25 protein-coding genes are annotated in these 25787 nt (G+C 70.1%); 17 read left to right on the top strand and 8 right to left on the bottom strand.

Going from position 1 to position 25787, the window contains the following annotated elements:
• The 6 genes from ACFC0D_RS33145 to ACFC0D_RS33120 all read left to right on the top strand — a co-directional run.
• Window positions 1-438, top strand: a 438-nt coding sequence (locus tag ACFC0D_RS33145) for a DUF4097 family beta strand repeat-containing protein (protein WP_376444151.1), incomplete at its 5' end; no start/stop codon positions are given.
• Between the two features lie 101 nt (window positions 439-539).
• A complete protein-coding gene (locus ACFC0D_RS33140) occupies window positions 540-1655 on the top strand; it encodes a serine hydrolase domain-containing protein (protein WP_376444149.1) in 1116 nt (371 codons plus the stop codon).
• 201 nt (window positions 1656-1856) lie between these two features.
• Entirely contained in the window at window positions 1857-2621 is a 765-nt protein-coding gene (locus ACFC0D_RS33135; RefSeq protein WP_376444146.1) for a sugar isomerase domain-containing protein, read from the top strand.
• A gap of 91 nt (window positions 2622-2712) precedes the next feature.
• Complete coding sequence (pgi, locus tag ACFC0D_RS33130; protein WP_376444156.1) at window positions 2713-4365, top strand: glucose-6-phosphate isomerase; 1653 nt, start codon at window positions 2713-2715, stop codon at window positions 4363-4365.
• A 5-nt stretch (window positions 4366-4370) separates the two neighbouring features.
• Entirely contained in the window at window positions 4371-4883 is a 513-nt protein-coding gene (locus ACFC0D_RS33125; protein ID WP_376444143.1) for a PH domain-containing protein, read from the top strand.
• Window positions 4880-6523, top strand: coding sequence for a PH domain-containing protein (locus tag ACFC0D_RS33120; RefSeq protein ID WP_376444141.1), 1644 nt, complete (start codon window positions 4880-4882; stop codon window positions 6521-6523). Before ACFC0D_RS33125 ends, ACFC0D_RS33120 begins: the two co-directional genes overlap by 4 nt.
• A 22-nt stretch (window positions 6524-6545) precedes the next feature.
• Here the strand turns inward: ACFC0D_RS33120 and pgl are convergent, their stop codons facing one another.
• The 5 genes from pgl to tkt are packed head-to-tail and all read right to left on the bottom strand — an operon-like array spanning window position 6546 to window position 13146.
• Window positions 6546-7328 carry a 6-phosphogluconolactonase gene (gene pgl, locus ACFC0D_RS33115; RefSeq protein WP_376444138.1) on the bottom strand — a complete coding sequence of 261 codons (783 nt, stop codon included), beginning with the start codon at window positions 7326-7328 and terminating at the stop codon, window positions 6546-6548.
• Window positions 7325-8374, bottom strand: a complete 1050-nt coding sequence (gene opcA / locus ACFC0D_RS33110) for a glucose-6-phosphate dehydrogenase assembly protein OpcA (RefSeq protein ID WP_376444135.1) — start codon at window positions 8372-8374, stop codon at window positions 7325-7327. The genes pgl and opcA overlap by 4 nt, the downstream gene beginning before the upstream one ends.
• Window positions 8371-9903, bottom strand: a complete 1533-nt coding sequence (gene zwf / locus ACFC0D_RS33105; RefSeq protein ID WP_376444132.1) for a glucose-6-phosphate dehydrogenase — start codon at window positions 9901-9903, stop codon at window positions 8371-8373. The genes opcA and zwf overlap by 4 nt, the downstream gene beginning before the upstream one ends.
• A 5-nt stretch (window positions 9904-9908) precedes the next feature.
• Window positions 9909-11027 (bottom strand): transaldolase, encoded by a 1119-nt coding sequence (gene tal / locus ACFC0D_RS33100; protein ID WP_376444130.1) that lies wholly within the window; start codon window positions 11025-11027, stop codon window positions 9909-9911.
• Window positions 11028-11058: 31 nt separating this feature from the next.
• Window positions 11059-13146 carry a transketolase gene (gene tkt, locus ACFC0D_RS33095; RefSeq protein WP_376444128.1) on the bottom strand — a complete coding sequence of 696 codons (2088 nt, stop codon included), beginning with the start codon at window positions 13144-13146 and terminating at the stop codon, window positions 11059-11061.
• 317 nt (window positions 13147-13463) lie between these two features.
• On the opposite strand from tkt, the gene ACFC0D_RS33090 reads away from it, so the two are divergent.
• From ACFC0D_RS33090 to ACFC0D_RS33080, 3 genes are all read left to right on the top strand, one after another.
• A complete protein-coding gene (locus ACFC0D_RS33090) occupies window positions 13464-14411 on the top strand; it encodes a heme o synthase (protein ID WP_376444126.1) in 948 nt (315 codons plus the stop codon).
• Window positions 14412-14503: 92 nt separating this feature from the next.
• Window positions 14504-14836: a hypothetical protein gene (locus tag ACFC0D_RS33085; RefSeq protein WP_329121958.1), complete on the top strand. Its 333-nt coding sequence runs from the start codon at window positions 14504-14506 to the stop codon at window positions 14834-14836.
• Window positions 14837-14905: 69 nt separating this feature from the next.
• Complete coding sequence (locus tag ACFC0D_RS33080; protein WP_376444123.1) at window positions 14906-15985, top strand: amidohydrolase family protein; 1080 nt, start codon at window positions 14906-14908, stop codon at window positions 15983-15985.
• 46 nt (window positions 15986-16031) lie between these two features.
• Here ACFC0D_RS33080 and ACFC0D_RS33075 read toward each other — a convergent pair whose 3' ends face one another.
• From ACFC0D_RS33075 to ACFC0D_RS33065, 3 genes are all read right to left on the bottom strand, one after another.
• Window positions 16032-17000 (bottom strand): heme A synthase, encoded by a 969-nt coding sequence (locus ACFC0D_RS33075; protein WP_376444154.1) that lies wholly within the window; start codon window positions 16998-17000, stop codon window positions 16032-16034.
• A gap of 75 nt (window positions 17001-17075) precedes the next feature.
• Window positions 17076-17855, bottom strand: coding sequence for an ABC transporter permease (locus ACFC0D_RS33070; RefSeq protein ID WP_376444120.1), 780 nt, complete (start codon window positions 17853-17855; stop codon window positions 17076-17078).
• Window positions 17856-17943: 88 nt separating this feature from the next.
• On the bottom strand, window positions 17944-18870 hold the full coding sequence (locus ACFC0D_RS33065; protein WP_376444117.1) for an ABC transporter ATP-binding protein: 927 nt from the start codon (window positions 18868-18870) through the stop codon (window positions 17944-17946).
• A 180-nt stretch (window positions 18871-19050) separates the two neighbouring features.
• On the opposite strand from ACFC0D_RS33065, the gene ACFC0D_RS33060 reads away from it, so the two are divergent.
• The 8 genes from ACFC0D_RS33060 to ACFC0D_RS33025 all read left to right on the top strand — a co-directional run bounded on the left by ACFC0D_RS33060 (window position 19051) and on the right by ACFC0D_RS33025 (window position 25758).
• A complete protein-coding gene (locus tag ACFC0D_RS33060) occupies window positions 19051-19779 on the top strand; it encodes a helix-turn-helix transcriptional regulator (RefSeq protein ID WP_376444115.1) in 729 nt (242 codons plus the stop codon).
• Window positions 19776-21191 carry a Fe-S cluster assembly protein SufB gene (sufB, locus tag ACFC0D_RS33055; RefSeq protein ID WP_376444112.1) on the top strand — a complete coding sequence of 472 codons (1416 nt, stop codon included), beginning with the start codon at window positions 19776-19778 and terminating at the stop codon, window positions 21189-21191. The genes ACFC0D_RS33060 and sufB overlap by 4 nt, the downstream gene beginning before the upstream one ends.
• Before the next feature lie 225 nt (window positions 21192-21416).
• A complete protein-coding gene (sufD, locus tag ACFC0D_RS33050; RefSeq protein WP_376444110.1) occupies window positions 21417-22598 on the top strand; it encodes a Fe-S cluster assembly protein SufD in 1182 nt (393 codons plus the stop codon).
• Window positions 22598-22915 carry a bifunctional 3-phenylpropionate/cinnamic acid dioxygenase ferredoxin subunit gene (locus ACFC0D_RS33045; RefSeq protein WP_329121971.1) on the top strand — a complete coding sequence of 106 codons (318 nt, stop codon included), beginning with the start codon at window positions 22598-22600 and terminating at the stop codon, window positions 22913-22915. Before sufD ends, ACFC0D_RS33045 begins: the two co-directional genes overlap by 1 nt.
• Window positions 22916-22922: 7 nt before the next feature.
• Window positions 22923-23687: a Fe-S cluster assembly ATPase SufC gene (gene sufC, locus ACFC0D_RS33040; protein ID WP_352186263.1), complete on the top strand. Its 765-nt coding sequence runs from the start codon at window positions 22923-22925 to the stop codon at window positions 23685-23687.
• The gene (locus ACFC0D_RS33035) at window positions 23684-24952 is read left to right on the top strand and encodes a cysteine desulfurase (RefSeq protein ID WP_329121975.1); all 1269 of its coding nucleotides are present in this window, start codon (window positions 23684-23686) and stop codon (window positions 24950-24952) included. The genes sufC and ACFC0D_RS33035 overlap by 4 nt, the downstream gene beginning before the upstream one ends.
• Window positions 24953-24961: 9 nt before the next feature.
• A complete protein-coding gene (gene sufU, locus ACFC0D_RS33030; RefSeq protein WP_376444105.1) occupies window positions 24962-25423 on the top strand; it encodes a Fe-S cluster assembly sulfur transfer protein SufU in 462 nt (153 codons plus the stop codon).
• Window positions 25420-25758, top strand: coding sequence for a metal-sulfur cluster assembly factor (locus ACFC0D_RS33025; protein ID WP_329121978.1), 339 nt, complete (start codon window positions 25420-25422; stop codon window positions 25756-25758). The genes sufU and ACFC0D_RS33025 overlap by 4 nt, the downstream gene beginning before the upstream one ends.
• Window positions 25759-25787 lie beyond the last annotated feature (29 nt).

Raw genomic sequence — 25787 nt, 5'->3', positions numbered from 1 at the left:
TACGTCGAGGTCACCGTCCAGCTGCCGGCCGGCTCCCGCGTCGAGGCCAAGGGCGCCGACGCCGAACTCCGCAGCACCGGACGGCTCGGTGACGTCGCCTTCGAGTCCGCGCAGGGCACGGTCGAGCTCGACGAGACCGCGAGCGCCCGCCTGACCCTCCAGGCCGGTGACATCGCGGTCGGCCGTCTGGCCGGCGACGCGGAGATCCGTACCCAGAAGGGCGACCTCCGTGTCACCGAGGCCGTGCGCGGCACCGTCACCCTGCACACCGAATCCGGCGGGATCTCCGTCGGCGCCGCCCACGGCGTCTCCGCCGCCCTGGACGCCGGCACCGCCTACGGCCGGATCCACAACGCCCTCCAGAACACCGACGGCACCCCCGGCCTGACCATCCACGCGACCACCGCCTACGGCGACATCACCGCCCGCAGCCTCTAGAAGCGCCGTCGCCACCGGATGCCTCGGCTCCAACAGGGCCCCGCCGCACCATCCGTCCGCCCGATCGACGTTCACGACAGCCGAACAAGGAGCACATCATCATGTCCCTCACCCCTGCCGGGCAGGATCGCCCGGAACTGCAGAAGGCCATCCAGCAGATCGTCGATTCCGGATTCGCCGGCGTGCAACTGCGGGTGCACGACGAGCGGGGCGAGTGGGTCGGCAGCGCCGGGGTGCGCAAGCTCGGCGAGAGCGCCGAGCCGGCCATCGACGGGCGGTTCCGGATCGGCAGCACCACCAAGACCTTCACCGCGACCGTGGTGCTGCAGCTGGTGGCCGAGGGCAGGATCGGGCTGGACAGCCCGGTCGACGACCACCTGCCCCGGTTCGGCCTCGACCGGCGGATCACGGTGCGGATGCTGCTCCAGCACACCAGTGGGCTGTTCAGCCACACCGGCGAGTACTACGAGGACGGGACGGTCGTGCCGGGGATCCCCTGGCAAGGCCAGGAGTACGTGGACCGCCGGTTCCACACCTACGATCCGGAGGAGTTGGTACGGCTCTCCCTGTCCAAGCCGGCGCGGTTCGAGCCGGGGGCGGACTGGAGCTACTCCAACACCAACTACGTGCTGGCCAAGTTGCTGATCGAGGAGGTCACCGGCCGCTCGCTGGCCGAGGAGATGCAGCGGCTGATCCTGCGGCCGCTGGGGCTCTCGGGCACCGTGGTGCCGGGCACCTCGCCGGAGATCCCCGAGCCGCACGCTCACGGCTACTACCGGTACGAGCACGCCGGCCGGTGGAACGTCGTCGACGTCACCCGCTTCAACGTGTCCTGGGTCTCCGCCGCCGGCGACATGATCTCGACCACCGAGGACCTCCACACCTTCTTCTCCGCGCTGATGAGCGGCAAGCTCCTGCCGGACTCGCTGCTGGCCGAGATGCGTACGCCGCACCCCAAGCTGGGCTACGGCCTGGGGGTGTTCGTGGAGGAGTTGGACGGCGGCGGCACCGTCCTCCATCACAACGGCGGCTTCTTCGGTTGGGCGGCACTGATGTACAGCACGCCCGACGGCAGGAGGACCCTGACCGCCTCGCTGACCGGCGGGGACGCCGAGCTCGACTTCGCCGCCACGGCCGCGGCGTTCCAGCAGGCGCAGAAGGCGCTCGTCAAGGAAGTGTTCGGCGGGCAGGCCGGGTCCACCGAGCCGGCTCGGTAGACCCGGCCGAGTGCCCGTGTCCCCCGTACACGGGCCGTCGTCCGCAACGCGTCCCGCCCGAGGGCGGTGTACTCCCGGCATCGCGTCGGGGTGCGCCGCCCCGTCGGCGTTCTCGGGGCCTTGACGGAGGCCGGACGGGCTGGTTCATTGAATCGAAACGCTCGACCAATTTCGGTTCAACGAACCAATGGAGGCTTGGCCATGCCCCAACCCGCCCTCGGCGCCGCCCTGTTCGCCGACCATGCCCGCGGGGCCGTCGAGCGGGCCGTCGCGGCCAACAAGGACGCGGTCGCCGCGGCTGCCCGGCTCTTCGCCGACTGTGTCGCCGCCGACGGGGTGATCCACGCCTTCGGCACCGGACACTCGCAGGCAACCGCCCTGGAGATCGCGGGCCGGGCCGGCGGGCTCGTCCCCACCAGCCGGATCGCGCTCGCCGACCTCGTACTGCGCGGCGGCGAGGACCCCTCCGTACTCGCCGATCCGCTCCTGGAACGCTCCCCGGGCCTCGCCGACCGGCTCTACGCCCTCGCCACACCCCGCCCGCAGGACCTCTTCGTCATCATCTCCAACTCCGGCGTCAACAACTCGATCGTCGACCTGGCGCTGAAGGTCACCGACGCCGGTCACCGGCTCGTCGCCCTCACCTCCCTGGAACACACCCACGCCGTCCCCGCCCTGCACCCCAGCGGCAGGCGACTCGCCGACCTCGCCGACGCCGTCCTCGACAACTGCGCCCCCACCGGCGACGCCCTGCTGCCCCTCCCGGACGGCGGGGCGCTCTGCGGCATCTCCACCCTCACCTCCGCGCTGCTCGTGCAGATGGTGGTCGCCGAGTCGGTCGCCCTCCTCCTCGCCGAGGGGCACGAGCCGCCGGTCTACGTCTCCGCGAACCTGCCGGGCGGCCACGAGCGCAACGCCGTCCTCGAAGCCCGCTACGAGGGCAGGTTGCATCGCGGCGGCCACTGAGTCGTCGCGCGCCTTCCGCCCCTGCGATCAATTAGGTTGGAGTCGCAGCGGGGCAAGCAGGCAGGAAGAGAAGAAGTAGGCGATGTCCGAGATGAACGCAGAAGGACGCACGAAGCTCAACCGGCTTCCGGAGTGGAGCGCCCTCGGGAAGCACCGGGAGCAGTTGGGCGAGACGCACCTGCGCGAGCTGTTCGCCGCCGACCCGGACCGGGGCACCGGTTACGCGCTCCGGGTCGGTGACCTGTATCTGGACTACTCCAAGCACCTGGTGACCGACGAGACCCTCGCGCTGCTGCGCGAGCTGGCCGCCGCGACGGGCGTGGCCGAGCTGCGCGACGCCATGTTCCGTGGCGAGAAGATCAACACCACCGAGGACCGCGCGGTCCTGCACACCGCGCTGCGAGCCCCGCGCGGGGCCGTCGTCGAGGTCGACGGCGAGAACGTCGTCCCGGGCGTCCACGCCGTTCTCGACAAGATGGCCGCCTTCGCCGACAAGGTCCGCGCGGGCGAGTGGACCGGTCACACCGGCAAGCCGATCAAGAACATCGTGAACATCGGCATCGGCGGCTCCGATCTCGGACCCGCGATGGCGTACGACGTCCTGCGCTCCTACACCCAGCGGGATCTGACGTTCCGTTTCGTCTCCAACGTAGACGGCGCCGACCTCCACGAGGCGGTCCGCGACCTCGACCCGGCCGAGACGCTCTTCATCGTCGCCTCGAAGACCTTCACCACCATCGAGACGATCACCAACGCCACCTCCGCGCGCGACTGGCTCCTCACCGGGCTGCGGGCCGGCCAGGAAGCCGTCGCCAAGCACTTCGTCGCCCTGTCGACCAATGCCGAGAAGGTCGAGGACTTCGGCATCGACACGGCCAACATGTTCGAGTTCTGGGACTGGGTCGGCGGACGCTACTCGTACGACTCCGCCATCGGCCTCTCCCTGATGATCGCCATCGGTCCGGATCGCTTCCGCGAGATGCTCGCCGGCTTCCACCTCGTCGACGAGCACTTCCGCACCGCCCCGGCGGAGGAGAACGCGCCGCTGCTCCTCGGCCTTCTCGGCGTCTGGTACGGCGCCTTCTTCGACGCCCAGTCGCACGCCGTCCTGCCGTACTCGCACTACCTGTCGAAGTTCACCGCCTACCTCCAGCAGCTCGACATGGAGTCCAACGGCAAGTCCGTCGACCGGGACGGCAACCCCGTCGAGTGGCAGACCGGACCGGTCGTCTGGGGCACGCCCGGAACCAACGGTCAGCACGCGTACTACCAGTTGATCCACCAGGGCACCAAGGTCATCCCCGCCGACTTCATCGGCTTCGCCGAGCCGGTCGCCGATCTGCTCCCGGGTCTCGTCGCCCAGCACGACCTGCTGATGGCCAACTTCTTCGCCCAGACGCAGGCGCTGGCCTTCGGCAAGACGCCCGAGGAGGTACGGGCCGAGGGCGTGGCCGAGGAGCTCGTCCCGCACAAGACCTTCAAGGGCAACCACCCCACGACCACCATCCTGGCCAAGGAGCTCACGCCCTCCGTCCTCGGCCAGCTCATCGCGCTCTACGAACACAAGGTGTTCGTCCAGGGTGCGATCTGGAACATCGACTCCTTCGACCAGTGGGGAGTCGAGCTCGGCAAGGTCCTCGCCAAGAAGATCGAGCCGGTGCTGACCGAGGGCAAGGGCGCCGGCGAGCTCGACGGCTCGACGGCCGGACTCGTCGCCACCTACCGCTCGCTGCGCGGACGGTAGAAGCCATGACGGGGGAGAACGCGGTGCAAGGCGAGATAAGGCTCAGGCCTCCGAACAACACGCTGAACGAACGGGCCGTCGGCTGGTGGCGTACGCAGTGGCTGCTGACGACCGCCACACCGGTGGTCGTCCTCGGCGTGCTCGGCGCACTGATCACGCCGGCCCGGTTCTGGCTGCTGCTCGTGGCCGGTGCCGTGGCGGTCGTCGGCCTCGCCTGCACCGCGTTCCTCCCCCACTGGTGGTTCAAGGTGCACCGCTGGGAGGTCACCGAGGACGCCGTCTACGTCCGCACCGGGGCCTTCTGGCAGGAGTGGCGGATCGCGCCGATGTCCCGGATCCAGACCGTCGACACCGTACGCGGACCGCTGGAGCAGGCCTTCAGGCTCGCCACGGTGACCGTCACCACCGCCTCCTCCAAGGGCGCGCTCCGGATCGAGGGGCTCGACCACGAACTCGCCGCCGATCTCGCCGAGCGGCTGACCGCCATCACCCAGGCCACCTCCGGGGACGCGACATGACGGAGGACTGGCGGCGCCTCGACCGCCGTACGGTCCTGGTCACCGCCACGGTCCTCGCCGGTGTCGCCGGCGGCGCCGCCCTGCCCGTCTTCTTCGGCCTCACCGGCTCCATGCCCGCCTGGAAGGCCCTCGGCTGGATCGGCGCCGGGGCCGCCCTCCTCATCGGCGCGGGCGCGGCCGCCGACCACGTCCGCTGGCGCCGCACCCGCTATCGCATCGGTGCCGAGCGCAGCGAGATGGGGGTACCCCCGGCCGAAGGCTGGGGGAGGAGCGAGACGGGGGTACCCCCGGCCGAAGGCTGGGGGAGGAGCGAGACGGGGGTACCCCCGGCCGAAGGCTGGGGGAGGGTCGAACTCCACACCGGGCTCCTCCTGGTCAAGCGCCGCTCGCTGTCCCGCGAACGCATCCGCACCGTCGACCTGACGGCCAACCCGCTCCTGCGCGTCCTCGGCCTGGTCAAGGTCCGCATCGGCACCGGGGAGAGCGCCGGCGGCGGCGAGTCCACCCTCGAACTCGACCCGGTCGCCCGGGCCGAGGGCGAACGACTCCGCCGCGAACTGCTCGCCCGTACGGTCTCCGCCGCCGAGGACACGACCCACGACGGCGCACTGGCCGAGCTCGACCGCCGCTGGATCCGCTACGCCCCGGTCTCCTTCGTCGCCCCGCTCCTCGGCGGCGCGGCGGCCGGAGCCGTCATGCAGGTCAGCGAGTGGTTCGGAGCCCAGGCCAAGGTCATCAACTGGATAGGGGACCGCTTCGAGGACACCTCGGTCCTCTCGATGATCATCGTCCTCGTCCTGCTCGCCACCCTCGCCGGCACCGTCGGCGCCCTCGGCCTCTGGGTCGAGATGTGGTGGAACTACCGTCTGGAGCGCGAGCCCGGCGGCACCCTCAGGGTCCGCCGCGGACTCTTCACCGCCCGCTCGATCTCTGTCGAGGAACGTCGGCTGCGGGGCGTCGAACTGGTCGAGCCGCTGGGTGTACGGATGTGCCGGGCCGCCCGCGTCGACGCCGTCGCCACCGGCCTCGTGGAGAACGAGGAGGACGAGCACGCCGACCACAAGACCCTGCTCCCGCCGGCGCCCCGCGCCGTCGCGGACCGGGTCGCCGCCCAGGTCCTGCGCGAGCCCGAGCCCCCGACGAGCGCCCCGCTCACCGTCCATCCCCGCGCCGCCCGCACCCGGCGACTGCGCTGGGCCCTCGCGGGCGCGCTCGTCCCGGCCGCGGTCCTCGCCGTCCTCGGAGCCGTACTCACCCCCGTCCTGCTGTACATCGCGGCCGCCTGCGCCCTTGTGTCGACCCCGCTCGCCGTACTGCTCGCGCTCGACGCCTACCGCAATCTGGGGCACGGCATCACCGGAGGCTATCTGGTGGCCCGCTCCGGCACGATCCGTAGGACCACCGTCGCCCTCCAGCGAGGCGGCGTCATCGGATGGACCGTCAAGCAGTCGTACTTCCAGCGCCGGGCCGGGGTGCTGACCCTGACCGCGACGACCGCGGCGGGCGCGGGCGCGTACGACGTCCACGACGCCGGGGAGAGCGAGGGCCTGGCCTTCGCCGCCGAAGCGGTGCCGGAGCTGCTCGCCCCCTTCCTGGAACCCGTACGGGAAACGCCGAAGGCCCGGTCCACCGTGCGGTGAACCGGGCCCGAGTGACCGTCCGTCAGGCCGAGGCCGGCGGATGGAGACTGCGCGGCAGCTCCGAGGCGGCCGCCGCGTCGAGCAGCCACAGCGTGCGCGAGCGGCCGTAGGCGCCCGCGGCCGGGGCCTGGACCTCGCCCGCGCCCGACAGCGCGACCGCCGCGGCCTTCGCCTTGTCCTCACCGGCCGCGAGCAGCCAGACCTCGCGCGCGGCACGGATCGCGGGCAGCGTCAGCGAGATCCGGGTCGGCGGCGGCTTCGGCGCGCCGTGCACGCCCACCACCGTCCGCTCGGTCTCGCGGACCGCCGGGAGCTCCGGGAACAGCGAGGCGACATGGGTGTCGGGCCCGACACCCAGCATCAGGACGTCGAAGCTCGGCACCGACGCATGGTCCTCCGGACCCGCGGCCGCGGCCAGTTCGGCCGCGTAGGAGGCGGCCGCGGCCTCGACATCACTGCCGAACGGCCCGTCCGAGGCCGGCATCGCGTGCACCCGCGCCGGGTCCAGCGGGACGCTGTCGAGCAGCGCCTCGCGGGCCTGGGTCACATTGCGCTCCGGGTCCCCGTCCGGCAGGTAGCGCTCGTCGCCCCACCACAGATCGAGCCGCGACCAGTCGATCGCGTCCCGAGCGGGGGCCGAACTGAGCGCCGCCAGCAGTCCGTTGCCGTTGCGGCCACCCGTGAGGACCACGGACGCCGAGCCGCGCGCGGACTGGGCGTCCACGATCCGCGTGATCAGCCGGGCCGCCGCGGCCTGGGCCATCAGCTCCTTGTCGCGGTGGACGACGAGCTGCGGAGCACTCACTTGGCCGCCGCCTTCTTGGCAGGTGTCTTCTTCGGCGCAGCCGTGGCCTTCTTCGCCGGAGCCGAAGAGTCCCCGGCCTCGGGCGCGTCCTCGACCGTCACGGGAGCGGTGGTCGCCGCCTCCTCGTCCAGCCGCTCCAGACCGAACTTCAGCGCCGAGGCATAGGTGTCGTCCGGGTCGAGCCGGCGCAGCTCCTCCGCGATCAGCTCGGCCGTCTCGCGGCGCTTGAGCGCCACGGCACGGTCCGGCTGCCCCTGGATGGAGAGCGTCGCCAGCGAGCCGTCGGGCCGGTCGAGCACGATCGGCCCGCAGGTGGACTCCATCCGTACGGACGTGAGCCCGGGGCCCGCCGACCTGCCGCGCCGGACCGGAATCTTCAGCCGGTCCGCCAGCCACATGGCCAGCAGTTCGACGCTCGGGTTGAACTCCTCGCCCTCGACCTCGGCGGAGGTGACCTCGCACACGACCTGGTCGAGCGCGGCGGCAAGCATCGAGCGCCACGGGGTGATCCGGGTCCAGGCCAGATCCGTGTCGCCCGGGGTGTAGTTGTCCGCGCGTCCGGTCAGCTCGTGGATCGGCTGCTCCGAGGCGTACGTGTCGGTCACCCGGCGCTGGGCGAGCGCGCCCAGCGGATCGTTCGCCGGGTCGGCCGGCGCGTTGACCGGCCACCAGACGACGACGGGCGCGTCCGGCAGCAGCAGCGGAAGGACCACCGACTGGGCGTGGTCGACGACCTCGCCGTACAGCCGGAGAACCACCGTCTCCCCGGTGCTGGCGTCGGCGCCGAGGCGGACCTCGGCGTCGAGCCGTGCCTTGGCGCGGTCGCGCGGCGAGCGCGAGACCCGCTTGATGACCACCAGCGTCCGCGAGGGGTGCTCGCGGGACGCGTCGTTGGCCGCCTTGAGCGCGTCGTAGGCGTTCTCCTCGTCGGTGACGATGACGAGGGTGAGCACCATGCCGACGGCCGGCGTGCCGATGGCCCGCCGCCCGAGCACCAGCGCCTTGTTGATCTTGCTGGACGTGGTGTCCGTCAGGTCGGTCTTCATGGCCGGCGCCAGCTCCGTCCGTCTCGTGCGAGCATTTCGTCCGCCTCGACCGGACCCCAGGTCCCGGACTGGTACTGCGCGGGCTTGCCGTGCTTGTCCCAGTACTGCTCGATCGGGTCGAGGATCTTCCAGGACAGCTCGACCTCCTCGACCCGCGGGAAGAGGTTCGAGTCGCCGAGGAGGACGTCGAGGATGAGCCGCTCGTACGCCTCGGGGCTGGACTCCGTGAAGGACTCGCCGTAGGCGAAGTCCATCGACACGTCCCGGATCTCCATCTGCGTGCCCGGCACCTTGGAGCCGAACCGCACCGTCACGCCCTCGTCCGGCTGGACCCGGATCACGATGGCGTTGCGGCCGAGCTCCTCGGTCGCGGTGTGGTCGAACGGGGAGTGCGGGGCGCGCTGGAAGACGACCGCGATCTCGGTGACGCGGCGGCCGAGGCGCTTGCCGGTACGGAGGTAGAAGGGGACACCCGCCCAGCGGCGGTTGTCGATCTCCACCTTGATGGCCGCGTAGGTGTCGGTCTTCGACTTGGGGTCGATCCCGTCCTCCTGCAGATAGCCGACGGCCTTGGCGCCGCCCTGCCATCCCGGCGCGTACTGGCCGCGCACGGTCGAGGCGCCCAGGTCCTTCGGCAGCTTCACAGCGCCGAGCACCTTGGTCTTCTCGGCCGCGAGCGCGTCGGCGTCGAAGGAGGCGGGCTCCTCCATCGCGGTCAGTGCGAGCAGCTGGAGGAGGTGGTTCTGGATGACGTCACGGGCGGCGCCGATGCCGTCGTAGTAGCCGGCACGGCCGCCGATGCCGATGTCCTCGGCCATGGTGATCTGGACGTGGTCGACGTACGACCGGTTCCAGATCGGCTCGAAGAGGGTGTTGGCGAAGCGGAGCGCCAGGATGTTCTGGACGGTCTCCTTGCCCAGGTAGTGGTCGATCCGGAAGACCGCGTCGGGCGGGAAGACCTCGTGGACGACCTCGTTGAGGTCCTTCGCGGATGCCAGGTCGTGGCCGAAGGGCTTCTCGATGACGGCGCGGCGCCAGGAGCCGTTCTTCTGGTCGGCCAGGCCGTGCTTCTTCAGCTGCTGGACGACGAGGGGGAAGAACTTCGGCGGCACGGAGAGGTAGAAGGCGAAGTTGCCGCCCGTGCCCTGTGCCTTGTCCAGCTCCTCGATGGTGGTCTTCAGCTGGTCGAAGGCGTCGTCGTCGTCGAAGTCGCCCTGGACGAAGCGCATCCCCTGGATCAGCTGCTGCCACACCTCCTCGCGGAACGGGGTGCGCGCGTGCTGCTTGACGGCCTCGTAGACCTCCTGCGCGAAGTCCTCGTCCTGCCACTCGCGGCGGGCGAAGCCGATGAGCGAGAAGCCCGGCGGCAGCAGGCCGCGGTTGGCCAGGTCGTAGACGGCAGGCATCAGCTTCTTTCGGGACAAATCGCCCGTGACGCCGAAGATCACCAGACCCGACGGCCCCGCGATACGCGGGAGCCGTCGGTCTGCGGCGTCACGGAGCGGGTTGGCTCCGTGGACTGCGCTCAAGGTGGTTACGCCTCCGAAGGTGCAAGGCGCTCAAGCTCCGCCTCGGTCGACTTGAGCAGGTCGTTCCAGGACGCCTCGAACTTCTCGACGCCCTCGTCCTCGAGCAGCTGCACCACGTCGTCGTACGAGATGCCGAGCTTCTCGACGGCGTCCAGTTCGGCGCGGGACTGCTCGTAGGTGCCACGCACGGTGTCACCGGAGACCTCGCCGTGGTCGGCGGTGGCCTCCAGCGTGGCCTCCGGCATGGTGTTGACCGTGCCGGGGGCGACCAGGTCCACGACGTACAGGGTGTCCTTGTACGCCGGGTCCTTCACGCCCGTCGAGGCCCACAGCGGACGCTGCTTGTTGGCCTGCGCCTTGTCGAGGGCGGCCCAGCGGTCCGAGGAGAAGACCTCCTCGTACGCCTCGTAGGCGAGACGGGCGTTGGCGAGGGCGGCCTTGCCCTTGAGCGCCTTGGCCTCGTCGGTGCCGAGGGCGGTGAGGCGCTTGTCGATCTCCGAGTCCACGCGGGAGACGAAGAAGGAGGCCACGGAGTGGATCAGGGAGATGTCCAGGCCGCGCTCGCGGGCCTTCTCCAGACCCGCCAGGTAGGCGTCCATGACCGCGCGGTAGCGCTCCAGCGAGAAGATCAGCGTCACATTGACGCTGATGCCGAGGCCGATGACCTCGGTGATCGCCGGCAGACCCGCCTTGGTGGCCGGGATCTTGATGAGCGTGTTGGGACGGTCCACCAGCCAGGCCAGCTGCTTGGCCTCGGCGATCGTGGCCGCCGTGTTGTGGGCCAGACGGGGGTCGACCTCGATGGAGACCCGGCCGTCCTGGCCGTCGGTCGCTTCGAAGACCGGGCGCAGGATGTCGGCGGCGTCCCTCACGTCCGCCGTCGTGATCATGCGGATGGCCTCGTCCACAGTGACCTTGCGGGCAGCGAGGTCGGCGAGCTGCTGGTCGTAACCGTGGCCCTCCGAGATCGCCTTCTGGAAGATGGACGGGTTGGTGGTGACACCGACCACGTGCTGCTGGTCGATCAGCTCGGCCAGGTTTCCGGACGTGATCCGCTGACGCGAGAGGTCGTCCAGCCAGATCGCGACGCCTTCGTCGGAGAGGCGCTTGAGAGCGTCTGTCATGAGAGGTTCTCCAATGTCGTGTCTAAGGGCGTCAGCGCGCGGCGGCGGCGAGAGATTCCCGCGCGGCGGCGGCGACGGCTTCCGGCGTGAAGCCGAACTCGCGGAAGAGGACCTTCGCGTCGGCCGAGGCGCCGAAGTGCTCCAGCGACAGGATCCGGCCGGCGTCGCCGACGTACTTGTGCCAGGTCAGACCGATACCGGCCTCGACCGCGACCCGAGCCTTCACCGACGGCGGCAGGACCGAGTCCTTGTACGCCTGGTCCTGCTCCTCGAACCACTCGACGGACGGCATCGAGACCACACGGGTCGGGATGCCGGCGGCCTGGAGCTGCTCGCGGGCCTCGACGGCCAGGTGCACCTCGGAGCCCGTGCCGATCAGCACGACCTGGGCGTCGCCGCCCTCGGCGTCGGCCAGAACGTAGCCACCCTTGGCGGCGTCCTCGTTCCAGTCGTACGTCGGCACACCCTGACGGGTCAGGGCGAGACCGTGCGGGGCGCCCTTCCCGAACTCGCGGGTGTGACGCTTGACGATCTCGCGCCAGGCGATGGAGGTCTCGTTGGCGTCCGCGGGGCGGACGACGTTCAGACCGGGGATCGCGCGCAGCGACGCCAGGTGCTCCACCGGCTGGTGGGTCGGACCGTCCTCGCCCAGACCGATCGAGTCGTGGGTCCAGACGTACGTCACCGGCAGGTGCATGAGGGCCGACAGGCGGACCGCGTTGCGCATGTAGTCGGAGAACACCAGGAAGGTGCCGCCGTAGATGCGGGTGTTGCCGTGCAGCGCGATGCCGTTCATCTCCGCGGCCATGGAGTGCTCGCGGATGCCGAAGTGGATCGTGCGGCCGTACTTGTCGGCCTCCGGCAGCGGGTTGCCCTCGGGCAGGAACGACGAGGTCTTGTCGATCGTCGTGTTGTTCGAGCCGGCGAGGTCGGCCGAGCCGCCCCACAGCTCGGGGATGACCGCGCCGAGCGACTGAAGGACCTTGCCGGACGCGGCGCGGGTGGCGATGCCCCCGCCCGCCTCGAACACCGGGAGCTTCGACTCCCAGCCCTCGGGCAGCTCGTTCGCCTGGATGCGGTCGAACTCCGCGGCACGCTCCGGGTTGGCCGTACGCCACTCGGCGAGCGACTTCTCCCACGCGGCGCGGGCCTCACGGCCGCGGTCGCCCAGGGCGCGCGTGTGGCCGATGACCTCGTCGGTGACCTCGAAGGTCTGCTCCGGGTCGAAGCCGAGGACACGCTTGGTGGCCGCGATCTCCTCGTCGCCCAGCGCCGAGCCGTGCGCGGCCTCGGTGTTCTGGGCGTTCGGGGCGGGCCAGGCGATGATCGAGCGCATCGCGATGAACGACGGGCGCTCGGTCTCGGCCTCGGCGGCCTTGATCGCCGCGAACAGGGCGGCCGGGTCCAGGTCGCCGTTGGCCTGCGGCTCGACACGCTGGACGTGCCAGCCGTAGGCCTCGTACCGCTTCATCGTGTCCTCGGACACGGCGGTCTCGGTGTCGCCCTCGATCGAGATGTGGTTGTCGTCCCACAGCAGGACCAGGTTGCCGAGCTTCTGGTGACCGGCCAGCGAGGACGCCTCGGCGGAGATGCCCTCCTGCAGGCAGCCGTCACCGGCGATCACGTAGATGTTGTGGTCGAACGGGGAGGTGCCGGGGGCCGCCTCCGGGTCGAACAGGCCGCGCTCGTAGCGGGCGGCCATCGCCATGCCCACGGCGTTGGCGACACCCTGGCCCAGCGGGCCGGTCGTCGTCTCCACACCCGCGGTGTGTCCGTACTCCGGGTGACCCGGGGTCTTCGAGCCCCAGGTACGGAAGGCCTTCAGGTCGTCCAGCTCGAGCCCGAAGCCACCCAGGTACAGCTGGGTGTAGAGCGTGAGGGACGAGTGGCCGGCAGAGAGCACGAAACGGTCGCGCCCCACCCACTCCGGATCGGCCGGGTCGTGCCGCATCACCTTCTGGAAGAGGGTGTACGCGGCGGGCGCCAGGCTCATGGCCGTACCGGGATGGCCGTTGCCGACCTTCTGTACGGCGTCCGCGGCCAGGACGCGGGCGGTGTCAACGGCCCGCTGGTCCAATTCGGTCCACTCGAGGTCTGTGGTGGTCGGCTTAGTGCTCACCCTGAGTCAGGGCTCCTCTCCACATGTACTGGAAAGCCGGTGACTGAGGGTGTACCGGCGGTGTCGAGCCTACCCCCGACAACACGCCCATCCTTTCGAGTGCGCGGGCCTCACATGAGCGGATACGGCAAGAGTGCCGGTCACTGTGTCACTTCGCCTCCCGAGCGCGGTCCAACCCTTGGGACAAGCCCCCTCAACACGACCCCACCCCCGCGAAGATCGGCGTATGGGCAACGTCTACAGTGGCGTGGTACGCGCAAGTCTTCACCCCGTCTTCATCCGGGGAGCTTGCTGGGATTTCTCTGTCAGGGGTGTGCGTGACGGCCGTCGAGTCCCGACCCGCAGGGGTCGTCTTGACTCCCAGCCCGGGGGGCCATCGGCCGTTCGGGGCCCGCGTCAAGGCATACGTGGCGCTGACGAAGCCGCGGATCATCGAGCTTCTGCTCATCACGACCGTTCCGGTGATGTTCCTCGCCGAGCAGGGCGTGCCGAACATGTGGCTGGTACTCGCCACTTGCTTCGGCGGCTATCTGTCGGCGGGCGGCGCGAACGCGCTGAACATGTACATCGACCGCGACATCGACGCACTGATGGACCGCACCTCCCAGCGCCCGCTGGTCACCGGAGCGCTCACCCCGCGTGAGGGCCTGATCTTCGGCCTGACCCTCGCCGTGGTCTCCACGCTCTGGTTCGGGTTCCTGATCAACTGGCTCTCCGCCGCACTCTCGCTCGGTGCGCTCCTCTTCTACGTCGTGGTCTACACGATGATCCTCAAGCGGCGGACCGCGCAGAACATCGTCTGGGGCGGCATCGCCGGCTGTCTGCCCGTGCTGATCGGCTGGTCGGCCGTCACCAACTCGATGTCCTGGGCCGCGATCATCCTCTTCATGGTCATCTTCTTCTGGACGCCGCCGCACTACTGGCCGCTGTCGATGAAGGTGAAGGACGACTACGCCCGCGCGGGCGTCCCCATGCTGCCGGTCCTCGCCTCCAACAAGGTCGTCGCGAAGCAGATCGTCGCGTACAGCTGGGTGATGGTCGCCGTCTCGCTGCTGCTGACCCCGCTCGGCTACACCGGCTGGTTCTACACCGCCGTGGCGCTGCTCACCGGCGGCTGGTGGCTCTGGGAGGCGCACGCGCTGCTCCACCGCGCGAAGAACGGCGCGACCGGCGCGAAGCTCAAGGAGATGCGCCTCTTCCACTGGTCGATCACCTATGTCTCGCTGCTCTTCGTGGCGGTCGCGGTCGACCCCTTCCTGAGGTAGTCACTCGGACCTGATCAACGGCCGGGGTACGTGGGCAAGACCACGTACCCCGGCCGTCGCCAGTCGATCTACCTGTCAGTAGCATCCTTGCTATGGCAGACACCAAGCAGGCGGACACCAAGGCGGAGCGCAAGGCGGCCAAGCTCGCCAAGCAGATCCAGGCGTTCTCCAAGAAGCACGGCGGCGCCGAGGGGCAGCTCGCCTACATCGGTCAGATGGGCACCCGTATCGTCCTCGTCGGCGAGGACGGCGGCTGGGGCGACCTGGTGGCCCCCACGTTCCCCGTCGCCCAGCAGGCGGCCGAGAAGGCCGGGCTGACCCTGCACGACGAGTTCGACGGCGAGTTCGCCGCCAAGGTCGTGACCGGCCCGTACGAGTGGACCCGGATGGCCGGAATCCAGCTCGGCGGCCCGTCGAACGGCTGAGGCAACAACCTCGGGTGGGGCTCACCCGTTAGGACGGGTGGAAACACGTCCACACAGGGAGCCCCCCGAATGATCGAGACCCCGAGCCTGGTGGACCAGTACTGCCACGGGGTGCTCCGCAAGGAGCTAGGCCTCGGCACCTTCGAGGCACACCTCGGCAGGACCGGCGCGCCGCCCGCGCCCGGCACCACCTTCTTCGACACCCAGACCGGCTTCGCGGTACGCCGTTGGTGCCCGCCGCTGCTCGGCCTGGAACCGCACTGCCCACCGGCCCGCTATCTCGCCCGCCGGCGCGAACTGGGCGTCCTGGAGTCCGGACGCAGGCTGCTGCGGGCCTCCGGAATCTCCACCTACCTGGTGGACACCGGACTGCCCGGCGATCTGACGGGGCCCGCCGAGATCGCCTCCGCCGGGGCCGCCGAGGCCCACGAGATCATCCGGCTGGAGCCGCTCGCCGAGCAGGTCGCCGACACCTCGGGGACGGTCGAGGGCCTCCTGGCCAACCTCGCGGAGGCCGTCCACGGCGCCGCCGCGACAGCCGTCGCCTTCACCTCCGTGGCGGCGGTGTCCCGGGGGCTCGCGTACGCGCCCGAACCACCGGGCCCCGGCGAGGTGCGCGGGGCGGCGGGCCGCTGGCTGGCCGGACGCACGGCGGGCGGCCGGCTCACCGACCCCGTCCTGCTGCGCCATCTGCTGTGGATCGCCGTCGCCTCCGGGCGGCCGCTCCAGCTGCACGTGGGAACCGAGGACCCGGACGGAGTCGCCGGCTTCGCCGCCGCCACCAGCGGGCTCGGCGCCGACCTCGTACTCCTGCACGGATACCCGTACCACCGGCAGACGGCCCAGCTGACCGGTGTCTTCCCGCATGTGTACGCCGACCTCGGCTCCGTCCTCGGCAGGACCGGGGCCAGGGCCGCGGCCGTCCTCGCCGAGCTCCTGGAGCTGGCCCCCTTCGGCAAGCTGCTCTTCTCCAGCGGCGCCCACGCCCTGCCCGAGCTGCACGTCGTCGCGGCCAGCGTCTTCCGCGGCGCGCTGAGCCGGGTGCTGGGCGAATGGGTGGGCGACGGCGCCTGGTCCCTCGGCGACGCGCAGCGCGTCGCCACGATGATCGCGGCGGGCAATGCGCAGCGGGTCTACAAGCTCATCTGAGCGCGTACCCGAATTCGGATATCGCGCGGATCCGTTCCGCGCAGCCCTACGCCGTGGCCAGCGCGGAGTCGGCCTGGGCCGGGATCTCCGGGGCGGACACCGGGCGCTCACGCAGGCTGAGGGCGAGGCGCAGGACGGCGATCCACATCAGCGCGGAGCCGAGCATGTGCGCGCCGACCAGGAGCTCGGGAACCCCGGTGAAGTACTGGACGTACCCGATCCCGCCCTGCGCGAGCAGCACGATCAGCAGGTCGCGGGCGCGGGCCCGGGTGTCGTCGGGAGCGTCCACCACCCGCAGTACCAGCCACATGGCGAGCGCCAGCGCGCAGACGACCCAGGCGGCGATGGCGTGGAGGTGGGCGGCGGCGGTCCAGTCCCACGGCATCCGCGGGACGTCGCTGCTGTCACCCGCGTGCTTGCCCGAGCCGGTCACTCCGGTGCCGAGGACGATCAGCAGCGCCGAGGCGGTGATGATGGCCCAGGACAGCTTGCGGACCGGACCCGGGACGCGCGGCCGGGGCGTCGTGTCGCCCTCGCCGGTGCGCTGCCAGGTGATCACGGCGACGGTGAGGAGCGCGTTCGCGGCGATGAAGTGGCCGGCGACCGTCCACGGGTTGAGGCCCATCCACACGGTGATGCCGCCCAGGACCGCGTTGCTCGCGACGATCCAGAACTGCAGCCAGCCGAGCCGGGTCAGACCGCGGCGCCAGGGCTTGGTGGACCGCGCGGCGATGATCGCCCAGCCGACCGCGGCCGACAGGACGTACGTGAGCATCCGGTTGCCGAACTCGATCGCGCCGCGGTAGCCCTGCTCGGGCGTCACGATGAGGCTGTCGTCCGTGCACTTGGGCCAGGTGTCGCAGCCGAGACCGGAGCCGGTGAGCCGGACCGCCCCTCCGGTGACGATGATGAGCACGCTCATCACGACGGCGGAGAGCGCGGCGCGCCGGAGCGTCCGGGGGGACGGGGTCCAGCGCCTGGCGATGGAGGCGAGGGGGGTCAGCACGGGCCCTATCGTAGGACGGGGCTTGTGCACGCTTTCACGAGGGGTGCGTTACGGGTGAAGTCACCCCGGAACGTCACCCCTCGGCTACTCCCAGCGGAAGAACCTCGCCGCCGCGCCGAGTCCGAGCACCGCCCACACGGCGAGGACCAGCGCCTGTCCCCACGGCATCGCGGCGCCGCCCTGGAGCACGTCCCGCAGCCCGTCCGAGAGCGCGGAGATCGGCAGCAGCTCCAGCACGGCGCGGGCCGCGTCCGGGAACCTGTCCAGCGGCACGATCACTCCGCCGCCCACCAGGAGCAGCAGGAAGACCAGGTTCGCGGCGGCCAGCGTCGCCTCCGCCCGCAGCGTGCCGGCCATCAGCAGGCCGAGGCCCGAGAAGGCGGCCGTACCGAGGACGAGCAGCAGCAGGACGGAGAACGGGTCGCCCTGGGGCGACCAGCCGAGCCCCAGCGCGATCGCCGTCAGGAGCGCGACCTGGAGCACCTCGGTGACCAGGACGGAGAGCGTCTTGGCGGTCATCAGCGCCCAGCGGGGCAGCGGGGAGGCGCCGAGCCGCTTGAGCACCCCGTAGCGGCGCTCGAAGCCGGTCGCGATGGCCTGGCCGGTGAAGGCGGTGGACATCACGGCGAGCGCGAGGACACCGGGGGCGAGGAAGTCGACGGCCTTGTCCGTCCCCGTGTCGACGATGTCGACGGTCGAGAACAGCACGAGCAGGAGGGACGGGATGATCACCGTCAGGAGCAGCTGCTCGCCGTTGCGGAGCAGCATCTTCGTCTCCAGGACGGTCTGCGCCGCGATCATCCGGCCGACGGGGGCGGCTCCCGGCCTCGGGGTGTACGTCCCCGCGCTCGTACCGGTGCTCATGCGCGCAGCTCCTTGCCCGTGAGCTCGAGGCTGTGCCTGTCCGGGGGACAACCCGCGGACCCCCGGCGGATCTTGGTGTCGACGCGCATCATGACCGCAGCTCCTTGCCCGTGAGCTCGAGAAAGACGTCTTCGAGGGTGTGGCGCTCCACCGCGATGCCGTCCGGCATCACGCCGTGCTGGGCGCACCAGCTGGTGACGGTGGCGAGCAGCTGCGGGCCCACCTCGCCGCTGATCCGGTACGCGCCCGGGGTGAGCTCCGCGGCGGCCGTGCCGTCCGGCAGGGCCTTGAGCAGCGAGCCGAGGTCGAGACCGGGGCGCCCGGTGAAGCGCAGGGTGTTCTCGGCGCCGCCGCGGCAGAGCCGCTCGGGGCTGCCCTGGGCGGCGACCCGGCCGCCGTCGATGATCGCGACGTCGTCCGCCAGCTCCTCGGCCTCGTTCATGAAGTGAGTCGTGAGGACGACGGTGGCTCCGTCGGTGCGCAGCTCGCGGACGAGGTCCCAGGTGGCGTGGCGGGCCTGCGGGTCGAGTCCGGCGGTCGGCTCGTCGAGGAAGACCAGCTCGGGGCGGCCGACGACGGCCATGGCGAGCGCGAGGCGCTGCTGCTGTCCGCCGGAGAGCCGGCGGTAGGTGGTCCGGCCGCAGGAGCCGAGCCCGAGGCGCTCGATCAGGGCGTCGACGTCCAGCGGGTGCGCGTGCAGCTTCGCCATGTGGCGGAGCATCTCGTCGGCGCGGGCGCCGGAGTAGACGCCACCCGACTGGAGCATCACACCTATCCGGGGACGCAGCAGGCCCGCGTCGGCGACCGGGTCGAGGCCGAGGACGCGGACGGTGCCCGCGTCGGCCTTCCGGTAGCCCTCGCAGGTCTCGATCGTGGTGGTCTTCCCGGCCCCGTTGGGGCCGAGGACGGCGGTCACGGTGCCGGCCCGGACGTCGAGGTCGAGGCCGTCGACGGCGGTCTTCGTCCCGTACCGCTTGACCAGGCCGCGGACCTGGACGACGGACTCGTTTCGCATGCCGGGAAGTCTAGAGAGGTCGCCGGGGTGGATCCGGCGCGGGGCCCGAATCCCGCTGCAATTCGTCCTATGAATGATCATCTCCGCAGGTCAGGTAAGCCTTACCTGAGTGATGCACGGCACCGTCGTCCGCTCGGACGGCGCTTGTCACTGCCGAAGGAATTACGCAACAATGGCGTTGTGAAAAACGTCGACGCGGCTCCCGTGGAGGAACTCGCGACCGGTGAGCGCTCCACACGCAACCGGGTCGCGCGGTCCATCCTGGATCACGGGCCGTCGACGGTCTCCGACCTCGCGCAGCGCCTCCGCCTCACCCAGGCGGCCGTGCGCCGCCATCTCGATTCCCTCGTCGCGGACAATGTCGTCGAGGCCCGCGAGAAGCGCGTGTACGGAGCCCGCACCCGCGGCCGCCCCGCCAAGGTCTTCGCGCTGACCGACTGCGGCCGGGACGCCTTCGACCAGTCGTACGACTCGCTGGCCGTCGACGCCCTGCGCTGGATCGAGAAGAACGCCGGGGGAGAGGCCGCCGTGGCCGCCTTCGCGCGTGACCGTCTCGAGCACCAGGCGGAGGCGTACCGCGAGGCCGTCGAGTCGGCTGAGCCCGACCAGCGCACCGAGGCGCTTGCCAGGGCGCTGAGCGCGGACGGGTACGCTGCCACTGCGCGGAACGCGCCGGTCGGCGAGCAGCTCTGCCAGCACCACTGCCCGGTCGCCCATGTCGCCGAGCAGTACCCGCAGCTGTGCGAGGCGGAGACGGAGATCTTCTCCCGCCTCCTGGGAACGCACGTCCAGCGTCTCGCCACCATCGCGCATGGTGACGGCGTCTGCACGACGTTCATCCCGCACAGCGCCCCACAGACCACCCCATCAGAAGCATCCGCAAGTACGGCCGGGAGGAACCCCGCATGACCACCGAGATCAGCCACCCCGAGCTCGAGGGCCTGGGTCGGTACGAGTACGGCTGGGCCGACTCCGACGCCGCCGGTGCCACTGCCAAGCGCGGTCTGAACGAGGATGTCGTCCGCGACATCTCCGCGAAGAAGAACGAGCCCGAGTGGATGCTGAAGCTGCGGCTCAAGGGTCTGCGCCTCTTCGACAAGAAGCCCATGCCGAGCTGGGGCTCCGACCTGTCGGGCATCGACTTCGACAACATCAAGTACTTCGTCCGGTCCACCGAGAAGCAGGCCGAGTCCTGGGAGGACCTGCCGGAGGACATCAAGAACACGTACGACAAGCTCGGCATCCCCGAGGCGGAGAAGCAGCGCCTCGTCGCCGGTGTCGCGGCCCAGTACGAGTCCGAGGTCGTCTACCACCAGATCCGTGAGGACCTGGAGGAGCAGGGCGTCGTCTTCGTCGACACCGACACCGCGCTGAAGGAGCACGAGGAGCTCTTCCGCGAGTACTTCGGCACGGTCATCCCGGTCGGCGACAACAAGTTCGCCTCGCTGAACACAGCCGTCTGGTCCGGCGGATCGTTCATCTACGTGCCGAAGGGCGTGCACGTCGAGATCCCGCTGCAGGCCTACTTCCGTATCAACACGGAGAACATGGGCCAGTTCGAGCGGACGCTGATCATCGTCGACGAGGACGCCTACGTCCACTACGTCGAGGGCTGCACCGCCCCGATCTACTCCTCCGACTCGCTGCACTCCGCGGTCGTCGAGATCATCGTGAAGAAGGGTGGCCGCTGCCGCTACACGACGATCCAGAACTGGTCGAACAACGTCTACAACCTGGTCACCAAGCGCGCCGTGGCCTACGAGGGCGCGACCATGGAGTGGGTCGACGGCAACATCGGCTCCAAGGTCACCATGAAGTACCCGGCCGTCTACCTGATGGGCGAGCACGCCAAGGGCGAGACCCTGTCCATCGCCTTCGCGGGCGAGGGCCAGCACCAGGACGCCGGCGCCAAGATGGTCCACATGGCCCCGAACACCTCCTCCAACATCGTCTCCAAGTCGGTGGCGCGAGGCGGCGGCCGCACCTCCTACCGCGGTCTCATCGAGATCGGCGAGGGTGCCCCGGGCGCCAAGTCGAACGTGCTCTGCGACGCGCTGCTCGTCGACACGATCTCCCGCTCGGACACGTACCCCTACGTGGACGTCCGCGAGGACGACGTCTCCATGGGCCACGAGGCCACCGTCTCCAAGGTCTCCGAGGACCAGCTCTTCTACCTGATGAGCCGCGGCATGACCGAGTTCGAGGCGATGGCGATGATCGTGCGCGGCTTCGTCGAGCCCATCGCCAAGGAGCTGCCGATGGAGTACGCCCTCGAGCTCAACCGGCTGATCGAGCTGCAGATGGAAGGCGCGGTGGGCTAAGGCGCCCCGCGGACCGGCCGGGCGCGTCCCGGCCGGATCGGCCCCGTCCGGACGACCCGTCCGGACACGGACCGGCAAACGACGACCCCCGGGCTCAGCCGCTGAGCCCCGCGAGCACGCCGCTGGGCGGCGCGGCCGCGGACGGTGCCCCAGGCAGCACCGCCGCCGGCCGCCCGGCACAGGCGGGCAAGCACGACGAGGCAGGAAGAGAGCAAGACGACAGCCATGGCTGAGGCTCAGAACATCCCGGCGGGCTCCACCACCGCCGGCTCGATCGCGGTGGCCGCCGAGTCCACCGTCGCCACGCGCATGAGCGCGCCCCCGTCCTTCGACGTCGCGGACTTCCCGGTCCCGCACGGTCGCGAGGAGGAGTGGCGGTTCACGCCGCTGGAGCGTCTGCGCGGTCTGCACGACGGCACCGCGGTCGCGTCCGGCGAGGGCGTCAAGGTCGTGATCGAGGCCCCCGAGGGCGTCACCGTGGAGACCGTCGGCCGTGACGACGCGCGGCTCGGCAAGGCCGGCACGCCCGTCGACCGTGTCGCCGCCCAGGCGTACTCCTCCTTCGAGAAGGCCTCGGTCGTGACCGTCGCCAAGGAGGCCGTCCTCGACGAGCCGATCCGGATCGCCGTGCACGGCGAGGGCGGCGTCGCCTTCGGCCACCAGGTGATCGAGCTCGGCGCGTTCGCCGAGGCCGTCGTGGTCATCGACCACACCGGTGACGCGGTGCTCGCCGCCAACGTGGACTACATCCTCGGCGACGGCGCCAAGCTCACCATCGTCTCCGTCCAGGACTGGGACGAGAAGGCCGTCCATGTCGCCCAGCACAACGCGCTGGTCGGCCGTGACGCCTCCTTCAAGTCGGTCGTGGTGACCTTCGGCGGCGACGTCGTCCGCATCCACCCGCGTGTGCGGTACGCGGCCCCGGGCGGCGAGGCCGAGCTCTTCGGCCTCTACTTCACCGACGCCGGCCAGCACCAGGAGCACCGCCTCCTGGTGGACCACAACACGCCGCACTGCAAGTCCAACGTGGCCTACAAGGGCGCGCTGCAGGGTCAGGACGCCCACGCCGTCTGGATCGGCGACGTCCTCATCCAGGCCGCCGCCGAGGGCACCGACACGTACGAGCTCAACCGGAACCTGGTCCTGACGGACGGCGCCCGCGTCGACTCCGTGCCGAACCTGGAGATCGAGACCGGCGAGATCGCCGGCGCCGGTCACGCCTCGGCCACCGGCCGCTTCGACGACGAGCAGCTCTTCTACCTGATGGCCCGCGGCATCCCGGAGACCGAGGCCCGCCGCCTCGTCGTCCGCGGCTTCTTCGCCGAGCTGGTCCAGCAGATCGGTCTGCCGGACGTCCAGGAGCGCCTCATCGCCAAGATCGAGGCCGAGCTGGAGGCGTCCGTCTGATGGCCTTCGTCCGAGTCTGCGCGCTGAGCGAGCTGGAGACCGACACCCCGAAGCGGGTCGAGGTCGACGGCACGCCGGTGTCGGTCGTGCACACCGAGGGCGAGGTGTTCGCGATCAACGACATCTGCTCGCACGCCAACGTCTCCCTCTCGGAGGGCGAGGTCGAGGACTGCTCCATCGAGTGCTGGCTGCACGGCTCCAGCTTCGACCTCCGCACCGGCAAGCCGTCCGGCCTTCCCGCGACGCGCCCCGTCCCCGTATACCCCGTAAAGATCGAAGGGGACGATGTGCTCGTCTCCGTCACCCAGGAGTCCTGAGTCACCCATGGCAACGCTTGAAATCCGCGACCTGCACGTCTCCGTCGAGGCCGAGAACGGCCCCCGTGAGATCCTCAAGGGCGTCGACCTGACCGTGAAGCAGGGCGAGACCCACGCCATCATGGGCCCCAACGGCTCCGGCAAGTCGACCCTGGCGTACTCCCTCGCCGGCCACCCGAAGTACACGATCACCGGTGGCACCGTGACCCTGGACGGCGAAGACGTCCTGGAGATGTCGGTCGACGAGCGCGCCCGCGCCGGCGTCTTCCTGGCCATGCAGTACCCGGTCGAGGTCCCCGGTGTCTCGGTCTCCAACTTCCTGCGCACCTCCGCCACCGCCGTCCGCGGCGAGGCCCCCAAGCTGCGTACCTGGGTGAAGGAGGTCAAGGAGGCCATGGAGAAGCTCCAGATGGACCCGGCCTTCGCCGAGCGCAATGTCAACGAGGGCTTCTCCGGCGGTGAGAAGAAGCGCCACGAGATCCTTCAGCTGGAGCTCCTCAAGCCGAAGATCGCGATCCTCGACGAGACCGACTCCGGCCTGGACGTCGACGCGCTCCGTATCGTCTCCGAGGGCGTCAACCGCGTCCGTGAGACCGGCGAGGTCGGCACCCTGCTGATCACCCACTACACGCGCATCCTGCGCTACATCAAGCCCGACTTCGTGCACGTTTTCGCGAACGGCCGCATCGCCGAGTCCGGCGGCGCCGAGCTCGCCGACCAGCTGGAGGCCGAGGGCTACGACAAGTACGTGAAGGGTGGCGCATCCGCGTGACATCTGCCCATCAGGGGCTCTCCGGCCTCCTCGACACCGAGGCGATCCGCAAGGACTTCCCGCTCCTGGATCGCGTGGTCCACGACGGCAAGAAGATCGTGTACCTGGACTCCGCGGCGACCTCGCAGAAGCCGCGCCAGGTGCTCGACGCGCTCAACACCTACTACGAGCGCCACAACGCCAATGTCCACCGCGGCGTCTACACGGTCGCCGAGGAGGCGACGGCGCTGTACGAGGGCGCCCGTGACAAGGTCGCGGCGTTCATCAACGCGCCGAGCCGCGACGAGGTGATCTTCACCAAGAACGCCTCCGAGTCGCTCAACCTCGTGGCCAACATGCTGGGCTGGGCCGACGAGCCCTACCGCGTGGACCACGAGACCGAGATCGCCATCACGGAGATGGAGCACCACTCCAACATCGTGCCGTGGCAGCTGCTCTCGCAGCGCACCGGCGCGAAGCTGAAGTGGTTCGGGCTCACCGACGACGGTCGTCTCGACCTCTCGAACATCGAAGAGGTCATCACCGAGAAGACCAAGATCGTCTCGTTCACGCTGGTCTCGAACCTGCTGGGCACGATCAACCCGGTGGAGACGATCATCCGGCGTGCGCAGGAGGTCGGTGCGCTGGTCTGCATCGACGCCTCGCAGGCGGCCCCGCACATGGTGCTCGACGTGCAGGCGCTGCAGGCCGACTTCGTGGCCTTCACCGGCCACAAGATGGTCGGCCCGACCGGCATCGGTGTGCTGTGGGGACGGCAGGAGCTCCTGGAGGACCTGCCTCCGTTCCTTGGCGGCGGCGAGATGATCGAGACCGTCTCGATGCACTCGTCGACGTACGCGCCGGCTCCGCACAAGTTCGAGGCGGGTACGCCCCCGATCGCCCAGGCCGTCGGCCTCGGCGCGGCCGTGGACTACCTGTCGGCGATCGGCATGGAGAACATCGCGCGCCACGAGCACGCGATCACCGAGTACGCCGTCCGTCGCCTCCAGGAGGTTCCGGACCTGCGGATCATCGGCCCCACCACGGCCGAGGACCGCGGCGCGGCGATCTCCTTCGTGCTCGGCGACATCCACCCGCACGACGTGGGCCAGGTTCTCGACGAGCAGGGCATCGCGGTCCGCGTCGGCCACCACTGCGCGCGGCCGGTCTGCCTGCGGTACGGAATTCCTGCGACCACGCGAGCGTCGTTCTATCTGTACTCCACCCCGGCCGAGGTCGACGCCCTGGTCGAGGGACTTGAGCACGTACGGAACTTCTTCGGGTAGGGGCTGGTCGTGAAGCTGGATTCGATGTACCAGGACGTCATCCTGGACCACTACAAGCACCCGCACGGGCGCGGTCTTCGGGACGGCGACGCCGAGGTGCACCACGTGAACCCGACGTGCGGCGACGAGATCACGCTCCGGGTGAAGTACGACGGCTCGCGCATCGAGGACGTCTCGTACGAGGGTCAGGGCTGCTCGATCAGCCAGGCTTCGGCCTCGGTCCTGAACGAGCTGCTCGTCGGCAAGGAGCTGGCCGACGCGCAGAAGATCCAGGGCACGTTCCTGGAGCTGATGCAGTCCAAGGGCCAGATCGAGCCGGACGACGCGATGGAGGAGATCCTGGAGGACGCGGTCGCGTTCGCGGGTGTCTCCAAGTACCCGGCCCGGGTGAAGTGCGCGCTGCTCAGCTGGATGGCGTGGAAGGACGCGACGGCCCAGGCTCTGGGTGACGCGGAGAGGAAGTCGGCATGACCGAGAACGCCGAGGCCACGATGAAGCCGGCCTCCGAAGAAGAGATCCGCGAGGCGCTGTACGACGTCGTCGACCCCGAGCTGGGCATCGACGTCGTCAACCTCGGCCTGATCTATGGCATCCACATCGACGACTCCAACGTCGTCACGCTGGACATGACCCTGACGTCGGCGGCCTGTCCGCTGACCGATGTGATCGAGGACCAGGCGAAGTCCGCCACCGACGGCATCGCCAGCGAGCTGAAGATCAACTGGGTCTGGATGCCGCCGTGGGGTCCGGACAAGATCACGGACGACGGTCGCGAGCAGCTGCGCGCGCTCGGCTTCAACGTCTGACCGTTTCGCGCTTTCGAACGGCCATGCCC

Origin of the sequence: Streptomyces sp. NPDC056222 (assembly GCF_042264065.1) — a bacterium.
Lineage (GTDB): Bacteria > Actinomycetota > Actinomycetes > Streptomycetales > Streptomycetaceae > Streptomyces.
This window is presented reverse-complemented; position numbering and strand designations above follow the sequence as displayed.

What these genes read in the sequence shown, in the direction of transcription:
- tal (WP_376444130.1), bottom strand. Translation starts at nt 11,027, where the DNA reads ATGACAGACGCTCTCAAGCGCCTCTCCGACGAAGGCGTCGCGATCTGG.
- pgi (WP_376444156.1), top strand. Translation starts at nt 2,713, where the DNA reads ATGAACGCAGAAGGACGCACGAAGCTCAACCGGCTTCCGGAGTGGAGC.
- ACFC0D_RS33085 (WP_329121958.1), top strand. Translation starts at nt 14,504, where the DNA reads ATGGCAGACACCAAGCAGGCGGACACCAAGGCGGAGCGCAAGGCGGCC.
- sufC (WP_352186263.1), top strand. Translation starts at nt 22,923, where the DNA reads ATGGCAACGCTTGAAATCCGCGACCTGCACGTCTCCGTCGAGGCCGAG.
- opcA (WP_376444135.1), bottom strand. Translation starts at nt 8,374, where the DNA reads ATGAAGACCGACCTGACGGACACCACGTCCAGCAAGATCAACAAGGCG.
- sufD (WP_376444110.1), top strand. Translation starts at nt 21,417, where the DNA reads ATGGCTGAGGCTCAGAACATCCCGGCGGGCTCCACCACCGCCGGCTCG.
- ACFC0D_RS33125 (WP_376444143.1), top strand. Translation starts at nt 4,371, where the DNA reads ATGACGGGGGAGAACGCGGTGCAAGGCGAGATAAGGCTCAGGCCTCCG.
- ACFC0D_RS33140 (WP_376444149.1), top strand. Translation starts at nt 540, where the DNA reads ATGTCCCTCACCCCTGCCGGGCAGGATCGCCCGGAACTGCAGAAGGCC.
- sufB (WP_376444112.1), top strand. Translation starts at nt 19,776, where the DNA reads ATGACCACCGAGATCAGCCACCCCGAGCTCGAGGGCCTGGGTCGGTAC.
- ACFC0D_RS33120 (WP_376444141.1), top strand. Translation starts at nt 4,880, where the DNA reads ATGACGGAGGACTGGCGGCGCCTCGACCGCCGTACGGTCCTGGTCACC.
- ACFC0D_RS33070 (WP_376444120.1), bottom strand. Translation starts at nt 17,855, where the DNA reads ATGAGCACCGGTACGAGCGCGGGGACGTACACCCCGAGGCCGGGAGCC.
- ACFC0D_RS33080 (WP_376444123.1), top strand. Translation starts at nt 14,906, where the DNA reads ATGATCGAGACCCCGAGCCTGGTGGACCAGTACTGCCACGGGGTGCTC.
- ACFC0D_RS33065 (WP_376444117.1), bottom strand. Translation starts at nt 18,870, where the DNA reads ATGCGAAACGAGTCCGTCGTCCAGGTCCGCGGCCTGGTCAAGCGGTAC.
- ACFC0D_RS33045 (WP_329121971.1), top strand. Translation starts at nt 22,598, where the DNA reads ATGGCCTTCGTCCGAGTCTGCGCGCTGAGCGAGCTGGAGACCGACACC.
- ACFC0D_RS33135 (WP_376444146.1), top strand. Translation starts at nt 1,857, where the DNA reads ATGCCCCAACCCGCCCTCGGCGCCGCCCTGTTCGCCGACCATGCCCGC.
- ACFC0D_RS33025 (WP_329121978.1), top strand. Translation starts at nt 25,420, where the DNA reads ATGACCGAGAACGCCGAGGCCACGATGAAGCCGGCCTCCGAAGAAGAG.